General features: G+C 55.9%; 18 protein-coding genes and 1 pseudogene. 4 read left to right on the forward strand and 15 right to left on the reverse strand.

What is annotated here, in order from left to right; all coding sequences use genetic code 11:
- Positions 1 to 15 precede the first annotated feature (15 nt).
- The 6 genes from JJD74_RS21815 to JJD74_RS21840 form a co-directional block, all read right to left on the reverse strand.
- Positions 16 to 492, reverse strand: a complete 477-nt coding sequence (locus JJD74_RS21815) for an Atu1372/SO_1960 family protein (RefSeq protein WP_200616790.1) — start codon at positions 490 to 492, stop codon at positions 16 to 18.
- A gap of 81 nt (positions 493 to 573) precedes the next feature.
- Positions 574 to 1,479 (reverse strand): glycine betaine ABC transporter substrate-binding protein, encoded by a 906-nt coding sequence (locus JJD74_RS21820; RefSeq protein ID WP_234451829.1) that lies wholly within the window; start codon positions 1,477 to 1,479, stop codon positions 574 to 576.
- Positions 1,479 to 1,949 carry a VOC family protein gene (locus JJD74_RS21825; protein ID WP_047301088.1) on the reverse strand — a complete coding sequence of 157 codons (471 nt, stop codon included), beginning with the start codon at positions 1,947 to 1,949 and terminating at the stop codon, positions 1,479 to 1,481. Before JJD74_RS21825 ends, JJD74_RS21820 begins: the two co-directional genes overlap by 1 nt.
- A gap of 186 nt (positions 1,950 to 2,135) precedes the next feature.
- Positions 2,136 to 3,221 (reverse strand): L-dopachrome tautomerase-related protein, encoded by a 1,086-nt coding sequence (locus tag JJD74_RS21830; protein WP_200616791.1) that lies wholly within the window; start codon positions 3,219 to 3,221, stop codon positions 2,136 to 2,138.
- Between the two features lie 106 nt (positions 3,222 to 3,327).
- Entirely contained in the window at positions 3,328 to 5,991 is a 2,664-nt protein-coding gene (gene mdeB / locus JJD74_RS21835; RefSeq protein WP_200616792.1) for an alpha-ketoglutarate dehydrogenase, read from the reverse strand.
- A gap of 80 nt (positions 5,992 to 6,071) precedes the next feature.
- Positions 6,072 to 6,380, reverse strand: coding sequence for a putative quinol monooxygenase (locus tag JJD74_RS21840; protein ID WP_042562073.1), 309 nt, complete (start codon positions 6,378 to 6,380; stop codon positions 6,072 to 6,074).
- Between the two features lie 267 nt (positions 6,381 to 6,647).
- On the opposite strand from JJD74_RS21840, the gene JJD74_RS21845 reads away from it, so the two are divergent.
- Positions 6,648 to 7,538 (forward strand): LysR family transcriptional regulator, encoded by an 891-nt coding sequence (locus JJD74_RS21845; RefSeq protein WP_047301094.1) that lies wholly within the window; start codon positions 6,648 to 6,650, stop codon positions 7,536 to 7,538.
- Positions 7,539 to 7,596: 58 nt separating this feature from the next.
- On the opposite strand, the pseudogene JJD74_RS21850 reads toward JJD74_RS21845, so the two are convergent.
- Positions 7,597 to 7,758 (reverse strand): annotated as a pseudogene (locus JJD74_RS21850) (IS21 family transposase); the annotation flags it as partial.
- Positions 7,759 to 7,992: 234 nt separating this feature from the next.
- Complete coding sequence (locus tag JJD74_RS21855) at positions 7,993 to 8,379, reverse strand: VOC family protein (RefSeq protein WP_042559163.1); 387 nt, start codon at positions 8,377 to 8,379, stop codon at positions 7,993 to 7,995.
- Positions 8,380 to 8,477: 98 nt separating this feature from the next.
- On the opposite strand from JJD74_RS21855, the gene JJD74_RS21860 reads away from it, so the two are divergent.
- The gene (locus JJD74_RS21860; RefSeq protein ID WP_200616793.1) at positions 8,478 to 9,362 is read left to right on the forward strand and encodes a LysR family transcriptional regulator; all 885 of its coding nucleotides are present in this window, start codon (positions 8,478 to 8,480) and stop codon (positions 9,360 to 9,362) included.
- 46 nt (positions 9,363 to 9,408) lie between these two features.
- Here JJD74_RS21860 and JJD74_RS21865 read toward each other — a convergent pair whose 3' ends face one another.
- The 3 genes from JJD74_RS21865 to JJD74_RS21875 all read right to left on the reverse strand — a co-directional run bounded on the left by JJD74_RS21865 (position 9,409) and on the right by JJD74_RS21875 (position 12,861).
- Positions 9,409 to 10,506 carry an alkene reductase gene (locus tag JJD74_RS21865; RefSeq protein WP_234451831.1) on the reverse strand — a complete coding sequence of 366 codons (1,098 nt, stop codon included), beginning with the start codon at positions 10,504 to 10,506 and terminating at the stop codon, positions 9,409 to 9,411.
- A gap of 220 nt (positions 10,507 to 10,726) precedes the next feature.
- Complete coding sequence (locus JJD74_RS21870) at positions 10,727 to 11,545, reverse strand: DoxX family protein (protein WP_200616794.1); 819 nt, start codon at positions 11,543 to 11,545, stop codon at positions 10,727 to 10,729.
- Between the two features lie 275 nt (positions 11,546 to 11,820).
- Positions 11,821 to 12,861 (reverse strand): polysaccharide deacetylase family protein, encoded by a 1,041-nt coding sequence (locus JJD74_RS21875; protein WP_042559160.1) that lies wholly within the window; start codon positions 12,859 to 12,861, stop codon positions 11,821 to 11,823.
- Between the two features lie 225 nt (positions 12,862 to 13,086).
- Here JJD74_RS21875 and JJD74_RS21880 point away from each other — a divergent pair, with 225 nt between their 5' ends.
- Positions 13,087 to 14,007 carry a LysR family transcriptional regulator gene (locus tag JJD74_RS21880; protein ID WP_042559159.1) on the forward strand — a complete coding sequence of 307 codons (921 nt, stop codon included), beginning with the start codon at positions 13,087 to 13,089 and terminating at the stop codon, positions 14,005 to 14,007.
- Between the two features lie 189 nt (positions 14,008 to 14,196).
- Here JJD74_RS21880 and JJD74_RS21885 read toward each other — a convergent pair whose 3' ends face one another.
- The 4 genes from JJD74_RS21885 to JJD74_RS21900 are packed head-to-tail and all read right to left on the reverse strand — an operon-like array spanning position 14,197 to position 17,225.
- Positions 14,197 to 14,988, reverse strand: coding sequence for an ABC transporter ATP-binding protein (locus JJD74_RS21885; protein WP_042559158.1), 792 nt, complete (start codon positions 14,986 to 14,988; stop codon positions 14,197 to 14,199).
- 1 nt (position 14,989) lies between these two features.
- On the reverse strand, positions 14,990 to 15,805 hold the full coding sequence (locus tag JJD74_RS21890; RefSeq protein WP_042559157.1) for an ABC transporter permease: 816 nt from the start codon (positions 15,803 to 15,805) through the stop codon (positions 14,990 to 14,992).
- Complete coding sequence (locus tag JJD74_RS21895; protein WP_200616795.1) at positions 15,802 to 16,923, reverse strand: ABC transporter substrate-binding protein; 1,122 nt, start codon at positions 16,921 to 16,923, stop codon at positions 15,802 to 15,804. The genes JJD74_RS21890 and JJD74_RS21895 overlap by 4 nt, the downstream gene beginning before the upstream one ends.
- Entirely contained in the window at positions 16,848 to 17,225 is a 378-nt protein-coding gene (locus JJD74_RS21900; protein ID WP_200616796.1) for a hypothetical protein, read from the reverse strand. Before JJD74_RS21900 ends, JJD74_RS21895 begins: the two co-directional genes overlap by 76 nt.
- Positions 17,226 to 17,400: 175 nt before the next feature.
- Here JJD74_RS21900 and JJD74_RS21905 point away from each other — a divergent pair, with 175 nt between their 5' ends.
- A complete protein-coding gene (locus JJD74_RS21905) occupies positions 17,401 to 18,297 on the forward strand; it encodes a LysR family transcriptional regulator (protein ID WP_200616797.1) in 897 nt (298 codons plus the stop codon).
- Positions 18,298 to 18,341: the final 44 nt, after the last annotated feature.

The following is an 18,341-nucleotide window of genomic DNA, read 5'->3' on the forward strand; positions in this document are numbered from 1 at the left end:
GGTCTTGGCTCCTGTTCAATGGTGCTCTATTTCGGCAAACAGGTAGACCAGACAGAAGCCGTCCATGGGCATCACCGGGTTGGACCAAATCATCCGTGTGTGCCGGGCGCGCTCAGCGAATATCTCGACCAAAATGTCCGAAGCGCCGTCGAGGGCCTTGGGATGGTCGTAAAAATCCTCAGCGACATTGAGCACGCCTTCAAGCCTGTAGATCTGGCGGATCCGGCTCAGCTCACCTACTGCATCCTTGAGTTGAGCAATTGCATTCAACGCTGCCAGGCGGCAGGCCGCATACCCTTGCTCCAGGTCGAGATCGCGGCCCAAGCGTCCACGGTACTGAAGTTGACCATCGATCCAGGGGAACTGCCCTGAAGTCATCAGCGTATTGCCCACAATGCTCCAAGGCACATAGTTGCCCAGTGCTGGTGCGGGACGTGGCAAGTGCAAACCGGCGGCCTGCAGGCGTAACTCGGGTGTATTGAGAATATTCATTGTGAGGTCCTGTGTTGTTTTTATTGTCAGGCACACCGACGGCGCGCCTGGACGCTATACCGAGGAAAACTCTGTGGTTACTCAGCCAAGTGGGGTGAGCCAGGAAGCAAGCATTTGCGGGTTTTTATCCAACCAGCGGATAGCTGCCTGGTCAGCACTTCTGCCCTCTCGGTTGATGGCGTAATCAAGTTCGGCAACGATGGCATTGCTCAGGCGAATGTTGTCCAGTACCTGAATCTGCGCAGCACTCAAATGCCCGAGGCGATCGGCTCGCGCCAACAACACTGCGCGGTCGACGCTGCCCAGCAACCCCTTGGGATCCTTGAGGTCGCGTATGAGATGGCGGAAATGTAAAAACTGTGGATGCCAGAGCGGAACCACTCCCCAGCCCCCCGCCTGCACCAGACTTTCAAAAGCTTCCACGCACTCTTCCTGAGTGCCGGTACGAAAGTGGTAGCCTGCCGACGTAAGACCGTAATCGTCCATCATGCGCAGGGAAAAACGCGTGATCCCGGCACCCGGACCGATGCCTTGGATCAGGGGGTGCATGCGCGCTACGACCTGCGGCTTTAGCAGGTCCTCGACCGAACTCACCTCGGACTCCGGGATATAGTCAGGCACGCCCCAAAGCGCATAAGGCTCGTAATGCAGCCCCAGTTCACGTGTCGCGACCTGCTCTTCGACACGTGCCTTGTACAGCCCATGACTGGAGGGAATCCAGGCCGAGGCAATCATGTCGATCGCCCCTGCACGCAGTTGCTCGAAGTTGGCTTCGTGCAATGCGTAAGAGCGCTCTACGGCAAACCCCATGCGCTGCAGCACTTGCACAATGACCGCCGCAGTGGCGCGATGAAAGGAAAGATCGGTGACACCGAGTCGTACCATAGTCTGGTTCCCCATGAGGATATTGCCGCGGGCCAGCACCGGCGCCAACAGTGCCGCGCCACCCAAGGCATGAATGAGCTGTCTGCGGTTGAAACCTGCCATCACAGGTTTTTCTCAGAAAGATCGACAGCAAGGTGCGGCATGGCCTGACCCACGATGCGGCTACCCGGCACATAGTCGAAAATCATCTCGATGGTGATGCCGTTAGGATCCTCGAGAAACAGTTGGTGCTCAGCAATCTGAGGGATGACGCGCTCACGGAACGCGATCCCCATCGATTGCAACCGCGCCTGCACCTGCTCCAGCCCTTCGCAACGCAGCGACACGTGGTCGAGCGAACCCGAGCCATAGCCGCCCGGCTTGTCGCCGAGGTATCCCTTGAGTTCATCCGGATCGCCTTGGACGCTGGCTATGTGCAGTAACGGGTGGCCAGCGGCGTACATCCAGCATCCGGGAAAACGAAACCCCGGTCGCGGTCCAGGCGTCAGGCCGATGACGTGTTCGAAGAACTCGGCAGTTTCAGCCCACTGTTCGGTGCGGATGGTGAAATGGTCGAGCTGTAGCACTCCCATGGTTTCTCCTGGCATTAATTGATGCGATGAGTTGAAGCGCCAGCGCATCCCTTTGGCTGCATTGGTCGGCAATTAATTATCACTTGATAAATAAAATCAGACAACAAATTATCAATTGATAATTTGTATCGGTCACATGAAAAAGTCCCCATCCTGTCAACCAGGTTGGGGGCTTTGTAGTCAGGCTCAACGCGTGGGGAGCACGAAGATTGTCATCGGCCACTGGACGCGTGAAGTACCGTCATTGAACAAACTGACCCGATCCATTTGTGCTGCTGGCAACCAGAGCATGCCGTCACGATCAAGGAAAGGTGCGTCTACCCAATGCAGGCGGGGATCGACGATCAGCGTCTCAACATGCCCGTCGGGTCGCCGGACCCGTATCGCGTCATGGGCCAAGTCCGAGAAGTAAAGATTGCCTTTGGCATCCATCACGGTGCCGCCGGTCGGTGGCAGATCGGCAAAAGGCTCGACGCGGCTGGCGAGTTGCGCGGGCGTCACGTCAGGCGCCGTCAGGTCGCTGATGCGCACTTTGGACCATGGCCCCTGCAGGGGGCCGTAATATAACCATTGTCCATCCGGGCTGACTTCCAGCGGGTCGGCATTCACGCGTAGCGCGCTGCCGCCTGGTGCCTTGACCGTTTGGCCGCTGAGCACAATGTCTCTGTCATTCGTGGCGGTGACGGACGGATGCCCATCCAGTACGCGCCGGGCACTGCCACTGAGGAGATCCAGAACGATAATCCCCGCGTTTCCCGCATCGGTCAGGAAGGCATAATTGCCCTGGAACCGCACATCATCGATGTAGCTACCTGGCCGGGCGACCTCAGCGGAAAAGAGATAAGTGCGCTTCACGCGTTTTTCAGTCAGGTCAATGGCGACGAGCTTGGCCCCATCAGGTATCGGGTTACCACCAAACTCGGCAGCGCCGGTGTCCACCACCCACAGCGTGGTCTCTTCAAGACGCAGGGCATTGATGTTGACAAACGCTTGGCGTGCATCCTTTGCCGGTGCCCAGGCGTTCCATGCCGAATCCGGGTAAGCCGCTCGCCGTCCCTGCTCATCGACAATACTCAACTGTGGTCCCCTGCCTGCTGTCCAGCGAGGGCCGGCAACATAGGTTTGACCTTCAAGGTGAGCCACAGCGTTCCAGATTTTCTCACGGCTTTGCAATGCTGCTTCAAGGGCCGCAGGACTGCTTTGCTGGCTTGTACAGCCGGTTAGCGCCAAGGCCATTGCCAGCCCGCACCACCAAGGATCTACGCTGCTCATTGTTGAACCTCAGAAAGGAAATGCAGTGCCATGTTTATTCTCCCGATAAGGGTTGAAGAGTGAGTGACCAGATGAAAAGCGCCGCCCGCAGCCGGGCGGCGTCCATTCAACAATTCCAAGGGGCGGGTGACGTTGCATCCACGCCATACTGGACACGTGCCCGTGCATGGGCTTGCGGGTCGACCATGGCAAGGGCCGCCAGCACGATATGAAAGCGGTCTACTTCAAAAAAACTGCGCAAGGCCGAGCGCGTGTCGCTACGCCCAAAACCATCGGTTCCCAGGGCGATATAGGGCGCCTGTAAATAAGGTGCCACCAGTTGCACGTAACCCCGTACATAGTCGCTGGCCGCCACGATCGGCGTACTGCCGGGCAGACAGCGGTGGAGGTGACTCTGTTGCTCGACGTCGCCGCCAAATAGTTGTTGGCGTTGCACTTCCCGGGCCTCACGGGCCAATTCGGAAAAGCTGGTGACACTCCAGACTTCGCTACTGAGTTGCCACTCTTCTTCAAGCAGGCGGGCCGCCGCGATCACTTCGCGCAAGATCGCCCCGCACCCCAGCAAGCGCACCGCTGACGCCTTCTCGCCCTGTCGGCAGTACAGACGCATGCCACGAATCACATCCTCGTACTGGTCCGGCTCAAGTGAGGACTGGACATAGTTCTCGTTGGCCACCGTCAGGTAATAGAACTCGTCCTGCTGCTGCTCCAGCATGCGGCGGCTGCCATGGTCGATAATTACCGCTGCTTCGCTGGCGAACGCCGGGTCATAGGCACGGCAATTGGGTACGGTGGCAGCCATCAATTGGCTAGAGCCGTCCTGATGTTGCAGCCCTTCACCGGCCAGGGTGGTACGCCCCGAGGTGGCGCCGATGAGAAATCCCCTGGCCCGCTGATCCGCCGCCGCCCAGATCAGATCACCGATGCGCTGGAAGCCGAACATCGAGTAGTAGATGTAGAACGGCAACATCGGCTCGCCATTGACGCTGTAAGAGGTGGCCGCCGCGATCCAGGAAGAAATGGCCCCCGCCTCGGTGATGCCTTCTTCGAGCAACTGTCCGTCAGTCGACTCCTTGTAGTACAGCAGCGCACCAGCATCCTCCGGCTCGTACAACTGCCCGACTGCCGAGTAGATCCCGATCTGGCGGAACAGGTTGGCCATGCCGAACGTACGGGCCTCGTCCGCGACAATCGGGACAATGCGTGGCCCCAACTGCTTGTCCTTGATCAGGTTGGTAAACAGGCGCACCACCGCCATGGTGGTGGAGATTTCTCGATCTTCGCTGGTCAGCGCAAAACTTCCATAGCTGGCCAGCGAGGGCACGGGAATGGACGCGGCCTGGGTATTGCGCTTGGGCAGATAGCCGCCCAGCGCCTGTCGTTGGCGCTGCAGGTAGCGCAACTCAGGGCTGTCATCCGACGGCCGATAAAAGCGCATGTGCTCCACCGCTTCATCATCGAGCGGCAAGGCAAAGCGATCACGAAACGCCTTGAGCACCTCGACATCGAGCTTTTTCTGTTGGTGCGAGGTATTGCGAGATTCACCGATCTGGCCCATGCCAAAGCCTTTCTTGGTTTTCGCCAGCACCACGGTCGGCCTGCCCTCGTGCCGCCTGGCGGCATCGAACGCGGCGTGCAATTTACGAAAGTCATGCCCGCCCCGACGCAACGCGTCGATCTGTTCGGGGCTCAAGTGCGCAACCAGGGCCTGCAACTGTGGATCCTGGTCGAAAAAGTGCGCCTGGTTGTAAGCCCCGTCATTAGCGCCCAGGGTCTGATACTGACCGTCCACCATCTGGGCAAAATGACGCAACAGCGCCTGGCCTTCATCACGGGCAAACAACTCATCCCAGCCAGAGCCCCACAAGACCTTGATCACGTTCCATCCTGCGCCACTGAACAGAGATTCCAGTTCCTGGACAATTTGCCCGTTACCCCGAACAGGGCCGTCCAGGCGCTGCAAATTGCAGTTGATTACAAAGGTGACATTGTCCAGGCTCTCTCGGGCTGCCAACGAAAGCGCGGCAATCGACTCCGGCTCATCCATCTCGCCGTCGCCAAATACCCCCCAGACATGCCTCCCCTCAGTCTCGGCAATCCCACGGTGTTGCAAGTAGCGCAGGAACCGCGCTTGGTAAATAGCATTGATCGGGCCAATGCCCATGGAGCCGGTAGGAAACTGCCAGAAATCAGGCATCAGCCAGGGGTGCGGATAGGAACACAGGCCGCCGCCTTGCACCTCCTGTCGATAACGCTCAAGGTGGCTCTCTTGCAGCCGCCCCTCAAGAAATGCCCGCGCATAGACGCCCGGAGCCGAATGCGCCTGGAAGTACACCAGATCGCCTCGACCCTGCTCGCTGTCGGCACGAAAGAAGTGATTGAAGCCTACTTCGAAAATTTCCGCGGCCGACGCATAACTGGCGATGTGTCCACCCAGCTCGCCATAGGCTTTGTTTGCCTTGGCGACCATGGCCAGGGCGTTCCAGCGGATGATCGAGGTAATGCGTTCCTCCATCACAAGGTCACCGGGATAAATCGGCTGATGCTCCAGCGCAATCGTGTTTTGGTACAGCGAGTACGCACTGCTGGCTGTCTTAACACCCAGGCGGCTGGCCTGCTCGGCCAGGCGTTGCAGCAAAAACCTGACACGCGACTTGCCTGCGACTCTCGCCACCCCTACCAGGGCCTCAAGCCACTCGTTGGTTTCAATGACATCAACATCTTCAGGCACGGGCGCCACACGCTGTGGCCGTTGCGCGGAATCTTTCATGGTGGAGCACTCCGACAGACTGCAAGTGCTGCCCATCCAGCAAAACGTGTCGGGCAGCTTTAATGAGCGATTGAAAATTCCTAGTTCGATACTTGCTCAAGAAAGATCAGTTGCAGGGGCTCCTCGAGCAGGTCATCGGCGATGGCGGCGAAGTGCTGGAAATACGGCATGGCAAAGTGAGCATCGAGTGCGGCTTGATCCTCAAAGGCTTCGCGCATGTAAAAAGTGCCGCGCTGATCGCGCAGCTCAAACAATACGTAGTCAAGGTTCCCCGGCTCGGCGCGTGTCGGTTCAACCAATGCCAACAACGCCTCCTTCAGGGCCTGTTGTTGTTCGGCCTTAGCTTTAAGCACGGCAATTGATACCAACACATTCCTGGACGCATTCATCTTCGATTCTCCCCACATTAAGATCATTCAAATACCAATAAAGACGGCAGTGCCACGGCATGAAGTTGCCGCAACCGTGACTCGGAGCCCTTCGAACTTGCAGCGCTTGTTGGCTTCAATGGGCAAACCGTGCTGGGCAAAACGGGTGGCTGTCATGGAAACTCGCGGTCTTGAGGGCTGACGCACGATGCTCGCGATCATCTTCACCTTCCCAACGGCGGAGAAAAACCTGCAGAATCCGCCAACACTTTCACCTCAGGAATGAAAATGATCCGTATCGATGACCTGGGTTTGTTCGTGCGAAGCGCTGCGTTGGGGAGCTTCACGGCCGCCGCGCTGGAGGCAGATTTGTTGCCGGGTCAGGTCGCAGCCTCCATCAAGCGTCTGGAGCGCGAACTGGATGTACGCTTGTTTGCGCGCACCACCCGCAGCATTCGCTTGACCGCCGAAGGCGAGCAGTACCTGCCTACCGCGCAAGCGGTACTGGAGACCCTCAAACAGGGGCACGAAAACCTGCGTGGCGAGCACGCGCGCCTCAGGGGAGTGCTGCAAGTGGCAGCGCCGTCCGACCTGGGACGTAACCTGCTGCTGCCCTGGCTCTCGGCATTTCGCAAACAGAATCCCCAGCTTAGCTTGCGGTTTTTCCTGTCCGATCAGGTTTCCGACCTGTTTCGCGACCCGGTAGACGTCGCCATTCGCTACGGTTTGAATGAAGATGCCAGCTACGTTGCCCTGCCGCTGGCACCCTGGAATCGCAAAGTGCTGGTGGCTTCAAAAGACTATGTCGCGCGTCATGGCTGTCCGCAAACCCCCGATGACCTCAACCAGCACTCCTGCTTGCTATACCTGCAAAACGGTCGTGTCTACGACAAATGGTGCCTGGGTTCACACACCGTCCAAGTTTCAGGTCCGCTATTCAGTGACGATGCCGACGTGGTGCGGCGCTGGGCATTGGCCGGCGAAGGCATCGCCTACAAGTCATGGCTGGATGTGAGTGCAGATGTGGCGCAAGGACGACTCGTCCTCTTGCTTCCAGACTACCCTGGCGAGTCCTCGCCATTAAGCTTGGTATGCCCGCACCGCAAGCAGATATCACCAGCCGTGTCTCAACTCTACGCATGGTTGAGTAGCCAATTCAGCCATTTTGAACGCATCTGAACCGTGCCCGCGGCGCCCTCCCCTATGTCGCCACACACCGTCATCGCGGATTATCTGGTTTCACGTGGAAGACTTGGAGACGTCGAAACAGGCCGCCGATCATCAGGCTGTCTTCGCTCCAGTCGAATCGAAAGGCCTCCCCCAGAGCAAGAGTTAGCGGTACAAAAGCGCATGAAGACTTGTCTTGCTGACCTCGCCGGGTACGAACAAACGCCGTGAGTTAGCCACAGGGTCAGCAAAGGGCCGCCCACGACAATGGCCAAGGCATAGGCCGTGATCAACGATCCTGTCTGCCCCTCGCTGATCGCCAGACTTTCGGCCACTTGCGCAAGAATACCGGCGATCACAAACTCCGCCGTACCAATGGCGAATGCCCCAGCGTGAGGATCCATACTTGAAAAGGCATTTTGGTTGGATCAGTCATCGTTGTTTCTCCACGCGCACGGTTGAGTGACTACCAGCTGTTTTCAGAAGAGGCGCCTGGGAAAACGGTCTCTAACAACTGCCCGCCCGGGGTGCGTAAAAAAATCCGCCGCTCATTCAGCGTCGGGATATCAATGGTTCTGTAATCGATGCCAAGGCGTTCGAGTTTTGCCTTGAAGGCGTCGTAGTCGCCCATCCGAAACCCCACGTGGTCGATAAATTCGGCGGCACGCAGCAGGCCTTGGCCGTGGGCTTCGATGATGTGCACCAACGGTTGGCCCTCGCTGTACAGCCAGTGACCGCGTATGCCACGGATTTCCTGGGGGCGAGTGCCCTCCTCCAGATCAAAGACCTGAATCATGAAGTCGCGGGTAGCGCGAAGGTCGCGGGTACGTAGGGTGACGTGATCGATATGCACGATGTCGCTCCTCAAGAGTGAATGGAGAAACAATATCGTTGAAGCACAAGGCGTAGAATCCAGCCAAAAGCACAATCATATTCAGGGAAATCCGGATAATGCTCTTCGAGAACCTTGCGCTGTTTTTATTGATTGTCGAGAAAGGCGGATTGTCGGCGGCAGGCCGCGAGGTAGGGCTGTCGCCCACGTCTGTATCGGAACGGCTCGGGGCTTTGGAAAGGCACTACGGCGCAACCCTGCTGACCCGTACCACACGCTCGATCAGCCTGACGGACGAAGGACGGATGCTGATGGAGGGCGCCCGACGCCTGCTCGCAGAAGCTGAAGACATCGAGAGCAATATCAAACTGGGCACCGAGCGGATCTCGGGCCTGATACGCCTGAGCGCCCCCGTCGACCTGGGGCGCAACCGCATCGTGCCAATCCTCGATGATTTTCTGGAGGAACATCCCGACGTCAGCCTCGACCTGAACCTGACCGATGGCTACCTGGATCTGGCGGGGCAAGGAATTGATTTTGCCATTCGATATGGCGCCCTGCCCGACAGCACCCTGCGCGTCAGAAAACTCAGCGAGGGCCGTAGGGTCGTGTGTGCATCCCCCGCCTATCTCATGGCCCACGGCATTCCCCAGCACCCATCGGACTTGGTGCAGCAGCAGTGCATCCTGATGCGCTTTGGCAGCAGCATCCACCGTGAATGGCAGTTCTACGCCGATGGCCGTACGTTCAAGGTGCTGGTGTCAGGCAGGCGTATTGCCAATGATGGCGATCAGGTGCGCCAGTGGTGTCAGGCGGGTCACGGCATCTGTATCAAGTCCTACATCGATGTGCGTGATGACTTGGACGCAGGCCGACTGGTCGAGGTGTTGGAGACCTACTCCCTGCCGGGCGTGGATTTGCAGATTGTCTACCCTTCCGGCCACGCAGTACCGCGCCGGGTCAAACTGCTGATGGACGAAATCTCCTTGAAGCTGGCGACCTGAGCGCGCTCCAAGAAGATTTTTTGGATCAGACGTACAGCTTTCAGCCCTACTGAGCCCAGGCGGCAAAGTCCGAGTAACCTCGTTCGGTACCGCCAAACAACTCAGCCCCCTCCAGACCGGCTAACGGGTAACCCTTCTCCAACCGCAAAGGCAGATCGGGGTTGGCGACAAACTTGCGTCCGAAGGCGATAAAGTCTGCGTAGCCTTTTTCCAGTACCCACTCAGCAAGTTCCAGGTCGTACTTACCGGCCACCACAATTGCATTGCGAAAGCGCTCACGCACGGCTTGGCGGAAGTCCTCGGGAAACTTGGGGGCATCATCCCAGTCCGCTTCAACCAGGTGCAGGTACGCAATGCCCTTATCCTGCAAATAGCTGGTTGCCTCCAGCAAAGTCGGCAGAATGTCCGGACAGGCCATGCCGCGCGCCGTAAGAAATGGCGCAATCCGTATCGCTGTGCGATCGCTCCCCACTTCATCAACTACCGCATCCATGACTTCCTTGAGAAAGCGCAGGCGGTTCTCGCGAGATCCGCCGTATTCATCCGTACGCGTGTTCGAAGTGGTACGCAGGAACTGGTCGATCAGGTAGCCGTTGGCCCCATGCACTTCGACACCGTCGAAACCTGCCGTCATGGCATTACGTGCAGCCTTACGATAATCGTCGACGATGGCGTGGATTTCGTCGCGCTCCAGTGCCCGTGGTATCGGGCACGGGGCCATACTGCCGACACCCGATTCGGCATCCACTTTCCAGATGCTGCCATCAAACGCAATCGCGGAAGGCGCGACCGGTAATTCGCCATTGTGAAAGTCAGGGTGCGACATGCGCCCTACATGCCACAACTGCAAGAAAATTCGTCCGCCAGCGGCATGCACTGCATCGGTTACCAAGCGCCAGCCTGCGACCTGTTCTTCACTGTAAATCCCTGGTGTGAAGGAATAGCCCTTGCCCTGAGGCGAAATCTGCGTGGCTTCGGTAACAATGAACGCAGCCGACGCACGCTGCGCGTAATACAACGCGTTCATGGCGTTCGGCACATCGCCAGGCTGGGTGCTGCGCGATCGAGTCATGGGTGCCATGACTACACGGTTGGGCGTATTAAGTTGACCAACAACGCCTGGTGTGAAAAGTGTGGACATCAGTGTCTCCTGGTAAATAGTGGGGGGCAATGACCACAGAATATCCACGAGGGGATTTCTTGATAATCGACTCAGCTCGGGAAACATATTCCGGTTAATCCGGATAATGCGCACGGCTATTGGCCTGCTGGGTAGGCCGACGCATTTGGCGCAGGCAATCGCAGCCCCTTAACAAAGCCAACAGAGGTCAAAGTGGAAGTTGTAGAGCCCTAACGGTCATATATCAGTAGCGCGGAGTTCGCAGGTAATTATCAACAGAAACAGGACCGGCTCCCGTGAATGCAAAGACCCCTACAACAAAGGCCCAGAGAGCAGGAAACTCCCAGCCCCCCGTAGGCAACACCCATATGTAACCCACGCCGTAGTGTCCGCCCATTCCAACGGACACCAGCAGGTACACGGCGCCGCCGAAGGCCGCCAGACGCGTTAGAAAGCCAAACGCCAGTCCAAACGCTACAGCCAACTCTATTAGCCCGGCCAGCACCACAAAATAGGCTGGATACGGCAGGCCTATACTTGCGAAGTAATTACGAAACACTTCAAACGCCTGGGGTCCAGCGAACAAATGCCCGGCGAAATGAGCAATGAACATCATACCAACATAAACCCTGATTGCGGTCATGCCCCATTGCTCTGAACTTGTACCAGCCACACTGCGATCGTGCTGAATAATGCTCCAGAGCTTTAGCATCAACAAGACAAATAGCCCTACACACGACCAGGTTACCCAAGGTAATCCAGGACCCGTTTCTGCCAGAAGTAGCGGATCAAGCGCTGATCCGGTTTCACTCAAGGCGCTGAGGCGCATAGTGGAAAATAAACGACCGACTACAAGCAATGAAAACATCGTAGCGAGCCATGCAAAAAACGAGTATGGACGTTGCCATAGCGAAAAAAAAGACAACCCCAACAACATGATCAACCCCACTAACGATATTAGCGTCCAACTCGAAATGGAGTAGATAAAAAACGAACTAACCGACAATACAACCACCATGACAGTGGTCAACAATGACAGCCAATTAACAACTTTTATATTCATAGACATACAGCGCCTCACACGCAATTTATCGGGATAATGATAAAATCACAGCATACTGAAGGCCATTTAAAACCATCCCTTTCAAGGTCCTTGAAAATTACCCGGCGTTCATCAGTTTTGGCTTTCTGCAGGAGCGAGCCTGCTCGTAAAACTTATGATCACCGAACCCATCGAACATTCGCGTTATGGTCGAATATCGCGGATTCTCATGATCCTTGATCGGGATGAAACTTAAATCTCTTCAAAACCTATAAGGTGGGCAACCCTGATCTAACCTATATCGTTTCTGACTCTCTGTACGAGAGTGGACTTTCCAGGGTGTAGCGAGCGATTTCATCCTTACGCATAAACTTCACGCCCGCATGACTATTAGCATATTTCAGAAACTCACCCCATACACGAACCATTTGAGGGGAGCCACTGATGCGATCATGGGCACTGACAGACATCATCCGACGGCGAGTACTGCTCTCTTCATACAACTGATCAAAGTCTAATTTTATCTGCTCCAAAAACTGACTTGGTGAATAATTACGACCCTCAACCAACAGGATATCGTTATTACGCAATGTATACGGAACTACCACAAAGTCTTTATTATTCACCTTCTCTATAAAAGGCTCGTCACGACTAAGATCGTCAATATGATAGAGATAACCCAACTCTTGCAGCAGTGATAGCGTATTTGGGCCGCGCCGTAACCAATTGCAGTTGTAACCCGCAGGACTCTGGCCCGTTACTTCTGCGACCATGTCCCGCGCTTGTTGTAAAAATTTGCGTTCTTCATCTCGCCCCATCGCATATTGAGAGCTCCAGCGCGGCCCGTGACCAGACGCTTCATGGCCGCGCCTCACTATTTCCCTGGCCAACTCCGGGTGACGCTGAGCGGCTTCGCCAATCATGTGACAAGTGACTTTCACGCCATACCGGTCCCACAGATCAAGCATTCGCGGTATACCTTCCCGGTAGCCGTAGGCAAACCAGGTATTCGCGGCAGCATCCGAAGGCACACTGTCAGGAAAATCCACACGAGGGAACGGGCTGTCCGTGCCTTTCGCAGGCTGACCACCAGCCTCGAACTGCATCGACACTGAAACTACCAGGCGCGTATCACCGGGCCAAAACTTCCCCTGCTTGCCAGCGACCTTGCCTTTGTTGCCGTCCTCGAGAACGGGAACCGACGCCGCTGATGCCTGGTTGACTAAAGTCGTGGCTGCGAGGGCGGCCACACCTACCCCCGCGTGCTGGAGAAAAGTGCGGCGCTGTGGGTTATCGGGCGTCTGGATAGAAGGTTGGTCTCGATCATCGGCTTTCATAGGTCTCTCTCAGATTTGGCTTTCAGTTTGACTCGTTGATCACAACGGCCAGACGTCAAGCGGCATGCAGGGCAATGAGCAATCGGATCAGGTTGTTGAGCGCCTGACATCCCGTGGATGAAGGCTGATCATCCACGAACAAAATAATTTGAAGAACAGCCTATTTCGAGAAGGTATATTCAAATAATATTTGAGAATGTGCCCAGCAGAGCGCCCCGCTTACCGATGAAAGCCCTACAGGATCTTGAGATTTTTGTACGTACCGTTGACACCGGAAGCCTGTCTGCGACAGCTCGCAAGCTCGACCTGACGCCGGCTGCGGCAAGCGCTGCGCTTAAACGCCTGGAAGCAGAACTGGGCGTGCAACTGTTCGTGCGATCGACTCGCAGCCTGCGTCTGACAGAACACGGCGAACGTTTCCTGGAAGATTGCCGTCCGGCCTTACAGACACTGCACAAAGCCGCGCAGCAAATCGCCGTGGGCGATCCGGTACTGCATGGCGTTCTCAAGCTCGCTGCATCGTCCGACTTCGGCCGTAACCTGCTGCTGCCTTGGCTCAACGACTTCCAAAATCTGCACCCACAGGTTGAAATCCGTCTGCAGCTGTCAGATCGCATGGCCAATGTGTACAGCGAGCCTGTCGATGCGGCATTCCGCTATGGTCAACCTCCAGACTCCAGCCTTGTGGCTCTTGCACTGGCACCGACGCACCGTCGTGTGCTTTGCGCCTCACCCGCTTATCTGGCCAGGCATGGCACGCCCTCAAGCCCCCACGAACTGACCGACCATGCCTGCCTGTGCTTTATGCTAGGTGACAACGTGCGTGACAGATGGCGCTTCTCTTTGGGGGATGAGCCGCAGATTACCGTGCGCGTCAGGAGCATGAATGTGTCCAACGACGGCGACGCCGTGCGACTTTGGGCGCTGCTGGGTAAGGGTATCGCCTACAAGGCGCGTTTAGACGTGGCCAAGGATCTTGCGCAAGGGCATCTTCAGGCCTTGTGTACCCATTGGACGACCGAGCCGGCGCCACTCTTCATGGTGCTGCCGAGCCGACGCCAGATCACCCCGTTGATACGCACTTTGCGCGATTACATTATTTCTCGCGTTGCGCAATTGGATAGCCAGACACTAGAGGCTTGGTAGTTCAGCGTTATCGAAATGTTGGACCGGAATTTTTCCTTCGATTGCCAGATAGACGGCAACAAGACACGAGAGGACAAGACACAAAAAGATAATCGTCACACCTTGTCATAGCGCGGTGTGACGATTGGGTGTTGCAACTGATTGAATGGGGTTCAGATTTTGCTTCTGAACGACATTCTCGGTCTTTTATCAGTCGCCCGTGGCAAGTTTCATTTCATCGTTGGAATGGCGCTGCTGCTCCTCCATGACCAACAGGCCAAGTTCGCGTTTCAGTTTGTTGAACTCTGGCGAAGCCGGATCACGCGGGCGGGGTATCTCGACAATGTGATCGCGCTTGACCGTACCTGGGCGGTAAGTCATCACAACAATGCGGTCAGCGAGATAGATTGACTCCTCTATCGAATGGGTGACGAAGAGAATCGTCTTGCCTAGCTTCTGCCAGATGCGCAGCAATTCATCCTGCAAATTGCGCCGGGTCAGCGCATCGAGAGCACCGAAGGGTTCATCCATCAGCATGATTGGCGAATCGAGCGCCAACACACGGGCAATGGCTACGCGCTGGCGCATGCCACCGGACAAATCTTTTGGAAAACGGTCGCGAAAATCAGTGAGGTGCAACAACGCCAGCAACTGATTGACCGTCGAATCGATCTCCGACTTCGACTTCTTCTGCACTTCAAGGCCAAACGCAATATTCTGAGAAATGCTCATCCACGGGAATAGTGCGTATTCCTGAAACACCATGCCACGATCCGGGCCAGGCCCGATGATGTTCTTGCCCTCGACGGTAATCTCCCCATCCGAAGGCAGCGCAAAGCCAGCCACGGCGTTGAGTAGCGTTGACTTGCCACAGCCCGAAGGGCCCAGCAAACAAACGAACTCCCCCTGCTTGATCTCCAGATTGATATCCTTCAACGCAATGACATCCTTGCCCGGCGTCTTAAAGACCTTCTGTACGTTGTTGATGATGATTTGGGCCATGCTATTGCTCCAGGCCGCGATGCCAGCGCAGCAAATGGTTATTTAGTCGACTGACAGCGGTATCGATAAGGAGTCCGAGCATGCCGATGGTGATCATGCCTGCGATGATTTTGTCCGACCACATGAACTCCCGAGCCTCAAGAATCCTGAAGCCCAGGCCGTCGTTGACCGCAATCATTTCGGAAACGATCACGACGATAAACGCGGTGCCGATACCGATGCGCACACCCGCCAGGATGTAGGGTGTCGCGGCTGGCAGGATGATGCGGCTAAACATCGTCCACTGATTAACCCCCAGATTACGTGCAGCGCGCAGGTAGATTCCATCGACCTGACGGACACCGGCAATGGTATTCATCAATACGGGGAAAAAAGCACCAATGGCAATCAGGAAGAAGGACGGTGGATTGCCCAGCCCGAACCAGAGGATAGCCAGCGGAATATAAGCAATGGGTGGAATCGGCCGCAGTATCTGCATCAGCGGATTAAGCAGCTGGTAGATGCGGTTGCTGGCCCCCATTAGAAGGCCGACGGGCAACGCCAGCGCGGCACCGATGATGAAACCGACGATCACGCGGTAGAGGCTGGAGTAAGCGTCATGCAGTAGTTCGCCGGAGAATAGCCAGGCGAGATAGCTCTGGTTGGGTTCCTGCGATTGCAGCGGCAGCAGATAGGCCCACCACTTGATTGCGACTGCAGTGGGAGAAGGCAGAAGAACCGCCGAGAACAACCCGAAACGCGAACCAGCTTCCCAGAGAATCAATATCACCACCGGGACCAGCAGCCCCTCGGCAAAGCTCTTGAGTTTGTACATCATTGCGTCACCTTCAGATCGGCCTTAGCCTTTTGCAGCAAGTCAAGCTTGACCCACTCGGCCGCCTTCGGTGGCTTGCTCATCTTCCCCGCACCATACTTGGCCATGTAACCGGTGGTGATGTCGATATGCTCGAGGGTAACGTCGTACGTGTATTGCGCATTTTCCATGGCGTCCTTGAAGTCCTGTGGACTGAGTTGTCCTTTGAACATCTGCTCGCGCACGTATTTGTCGGCCAAAGCCATATCTTTGTTGAATAGTAAGGTCGACTCTACAAAACAGGTGACAACACGCTGCGCAACGTCGGGGGCTTCCTTGTACATTTTTTCGGTCATGACGAGCAGGCGAGAAGGGCTGCCCATGGCTGTGTTGTAGGGCTTGGTGATTTCGATTCCGATGTTCTTGCTGAGTGCTTGTGTTGCCTGCGGCTCGGCTTGATTCATAGCGTCTATTTGCTTGGTGACCAAGGCATTGTTGAGATCGGCAAAAGCGAGGAAAACTATCTGCACATCCTTGCCCGGTTTGTCAGACCAGGTCAGGCCTGCAAGCTCAAGCTCTCCATAGAGCATTAGCTCCAGCGCAGTACCGCGAGTTACAGCGACACGCTTGCCTTTAAGGTCTTTCATACTTTTTATGCCACTGTCGGCTCCGGCGATGATGCGCGCGCCTCCGGTCGAGAAACCAGCCAGAGCAAAGATTGGCACACCGTTAGAGCGCCCGGAAATGGCTGCCTCCGAGCCAAAAGCGGCGATATCGAGGTCACCCGAGATGATCGCCGGAAGCATGTCAGTACCTTTAGAAAAAACCCGCTCTTCAACCTTCAAACCGTATTTGCTGCAATGGTCCTTCATGTACGAGACGGCCCCGAAATGTGCCAGTTTGAGATTGCCGAGACGGACGACATCCTGGGCTTGAGTGGGTGAAGCCGCCAATAAAAGAGGGCTGCCTGCGAGCAAGAGTGCAATGCGGAAAATAGAGTTTTTCATTTTGTCTGCTTCTTGTTGTAAGGAAAATGTGACTGACAAATCGTTGTGGTATTGCTCGGTTACGCTGAACTCGGAGGGTTCCACTGTTGCTTGATGTAATCGTGTTTGGGAACCGGCTGCAGAAAAACGCAGCATTGAACCCACTGATCCGGGTGGGTGGCATCAATGGCTTTTCCTAGGTGCTCCAGAACCATCTGGATCATCGCTCGCTGCATTTCGGCAGGCCTTGGATTAGTCAGAACCAACGTCGCGATAACTTGTTGGGCGCTCGGATCATCAGCTGAAACAGCCGCGGTACAGGGGTGGATGCGGGATTTAAGATCTGACAGCCTGGCCCAGCCTTCATTGGCCAGCCCGGTGTGCAGCTTGTTCAGGATATTTGCCCAGTCGATGACATCGATAATCCCAGCGCTTGCTTCAATTTTGATATGTGGCATGGCAGACCTGTTTGGCCAGGAGAGGAGAAAAAAGACTGCGGTGGAAAAGCTGGCTACCACCACATTTGACGGTCACCAGTATCCCCAATAGGATTTGCCAAGGTAAATTCACTTTTTTCTTTAAAAAACATCGGAAAAACCTATTAAAAATCGCGACCCTCTTGAAGTCATTTCGTTGCGCCAATTGCGCTATTTCAGCGCAGCGATGGAATGCAGCAGCTTTAACGAAGCCGCGAAATCATGTTCGATTTCGCAACCTGCCTTGTCTGAACAAATTGCCGCTCTGGAGATGACGCTCGGACTCAAGCTATTTGATCGCAGTGGGGGGCGCGCCAGACCGACACAACCGGCCAATCAACTTCATCTGCAGATTTCAGCTTGCCTTGGCGATCTCCAGGCGGCATTGCGCAGCATCAGCGATCGCTCGCAAGAGGTTGACGGGCTGGTGCGCATAGGGCTCGTACAATCCTATGGCGAATGTTGGGTTTTACCGGTTGTCCGCCGGGCGCAGGAGCAATGGCCTGCGTTGTCCGTATCTCTACGCCGGCGTAGCGCGCAGGCATTGACCGATGGTGTCCTGCGCGGAGATTTCGAACTGGCGGTGACATTTGATCCTGAACCTTCCGCGGACCTGGAGATTACGAAGTGCTTCCAGGAGCAGTTTGTGGCGATTAGCAACGCGCCGCACAACGGAGAAAGCATCGATTTGGTAACGCTTGCCCAAGTTAAATTAGCGTTGCTGCCCAGCGAGTACATGATGCGACGGCAACTAGACGCAGCCTTTGCCAAGGCCCGACTTAAGCCGTGCGTTTATCTTGAGTCAGATGTTTTGTCTGATTTGGCAGAGGCTACGCGCTACAACAATGTGACCGCTGTCATGAACACCATGGCGGCGCTCAGCTTGAACATGCTTGATGGGGCTCGCCCGATTTCTGCACCCGGCTTGCATCGCTCTGCATACCTGATTCGTTCCCGAAAGCGTTATCACACCAGCGCCTCCTTGCATTTGTGGGAAGCATTGCGCGAAGGAGTTCCACCATTGCCAGCGGCATTTGTTCTTCGCGACGTGTGAGGCGGATCTGCCCTTGAAATAGTTCTAAACCGCCCGCCCGTCAA

Source organism: Pseudomonas sp. MF6776, from assembly GCF_016613125.1.
Lineage (GTDB): Bacteria > Pseudomonadota > Gammaproteobacteria > Pseudomonadales > Pseudomonadaceae > Aquipseudomonas > Aquipseudomonas iridis.

Bases quoted from the DNA above. Each gene is read 5' to 3' on its own strand.
- JJD74_RS21815 (WP_200616790.1), bottom strand. From the start codon at position 492: ATGAATATTCTCAATACACCCGAGTTACGCCTGCAGGCCGCCGGTTTG.
- JJD74_RS21820 (WP_234451829.1), bottom strand. From the start codon at position 1,479: ATGGCAGGTTTCAACCGCAGACAGCTCATTCATGCCTTGGGTGGCGCG.
- JJD74_RS21825 (WP_047301088.1), bottom strand. From the start codon at position 1,949: ATGGGAGTGCTACAGCTCGACCATTTCACCATCCGCACCGAACAGTGG.
- JJD74_RS21830 (WP_200616791.1), bottom strand. From the start codon at position 3,221: ATGAGCAGCGTAGATCCTTGGTGGTGCGGGCTGGCAATGGCCTTGGCG.
- mdeB (WP_200616792.1), bottom strand. From the start codon at position 5,991: ATGAAAGATTCCGCGCAACGGCCACAGCGTGTGGCGCCCGTGCCTGAA.
- JJD74_RS21840 (WP_042562073.1), bottom strand. From the start codon at position 6,380: ATGAATGCGTCCAGGAATGTGTTGGTATCAATTGCCGTGCTTAAAGCT.
- JJD74_RS21845 (WP_047301094.1), top strand. From the start codon at position 6,648: ATGATCCGTATCGATGACCTGGGTTTGTTCGTGCGAAGCGCTGCGTTG.
- JJD74_RS21860 (WP_200616793.1), top strand. From the start codon at position 8,478: ATGCTCTTCGAGAACCTTGCGCTGTTTTTATTGATTGTCGAGAAAGGC.
- JJD74_RS21870 (WP_200616794.1), bottom strand. From the start codon at position 11,545: ATGAATATAAAAGTTGTTAATTGGCTGTCATTGTTGACCACTGTCATG.
- JJD74_RS21875 (WP_042559160.1), bottom strand. From the start codon at position 12,861: ATGAAAGCCGATGATCGAGACCAACCTTCTATCCAGACGCCCGATAAC.
- JJD74_RS21880 (WP_042559159.1), top strand. From the start codon at position 13,087: ATGAAAGCCCTACAGGATCTTGAGATTTTTGTACGTACCGTTGACACC.
- JJD74_RS21885 (WP_042559158.1), bottom strand. From the start codon at position 14,988: ATGGCCCAAATCATCATCAACAACGTACAGAAGGTCTTTAAGACGCCG.
- JJD74_RS21890 (WP_042559157.1), bottom strand. From the start codon at position 15,805: ATGATGTACAAACTCAAGAGCTTTGCCGAGGGGCTGCTGGTCCCGGTG.
- JJD74_RS21895 (WP_200616795.1), bottom strand. From the start codon at position 16,923: ATGCTGCGTTTTTCTGCAGCCGGTTCCCAAACACGATTACATCAAGCA.
- JJD74_RS21900 (WP_200616796.1), bottom strand. From the start codon at position 17,225: ATGCCACATATCAAAATTGAAGCAAGCGCTGGGATTATCGATGTCATC.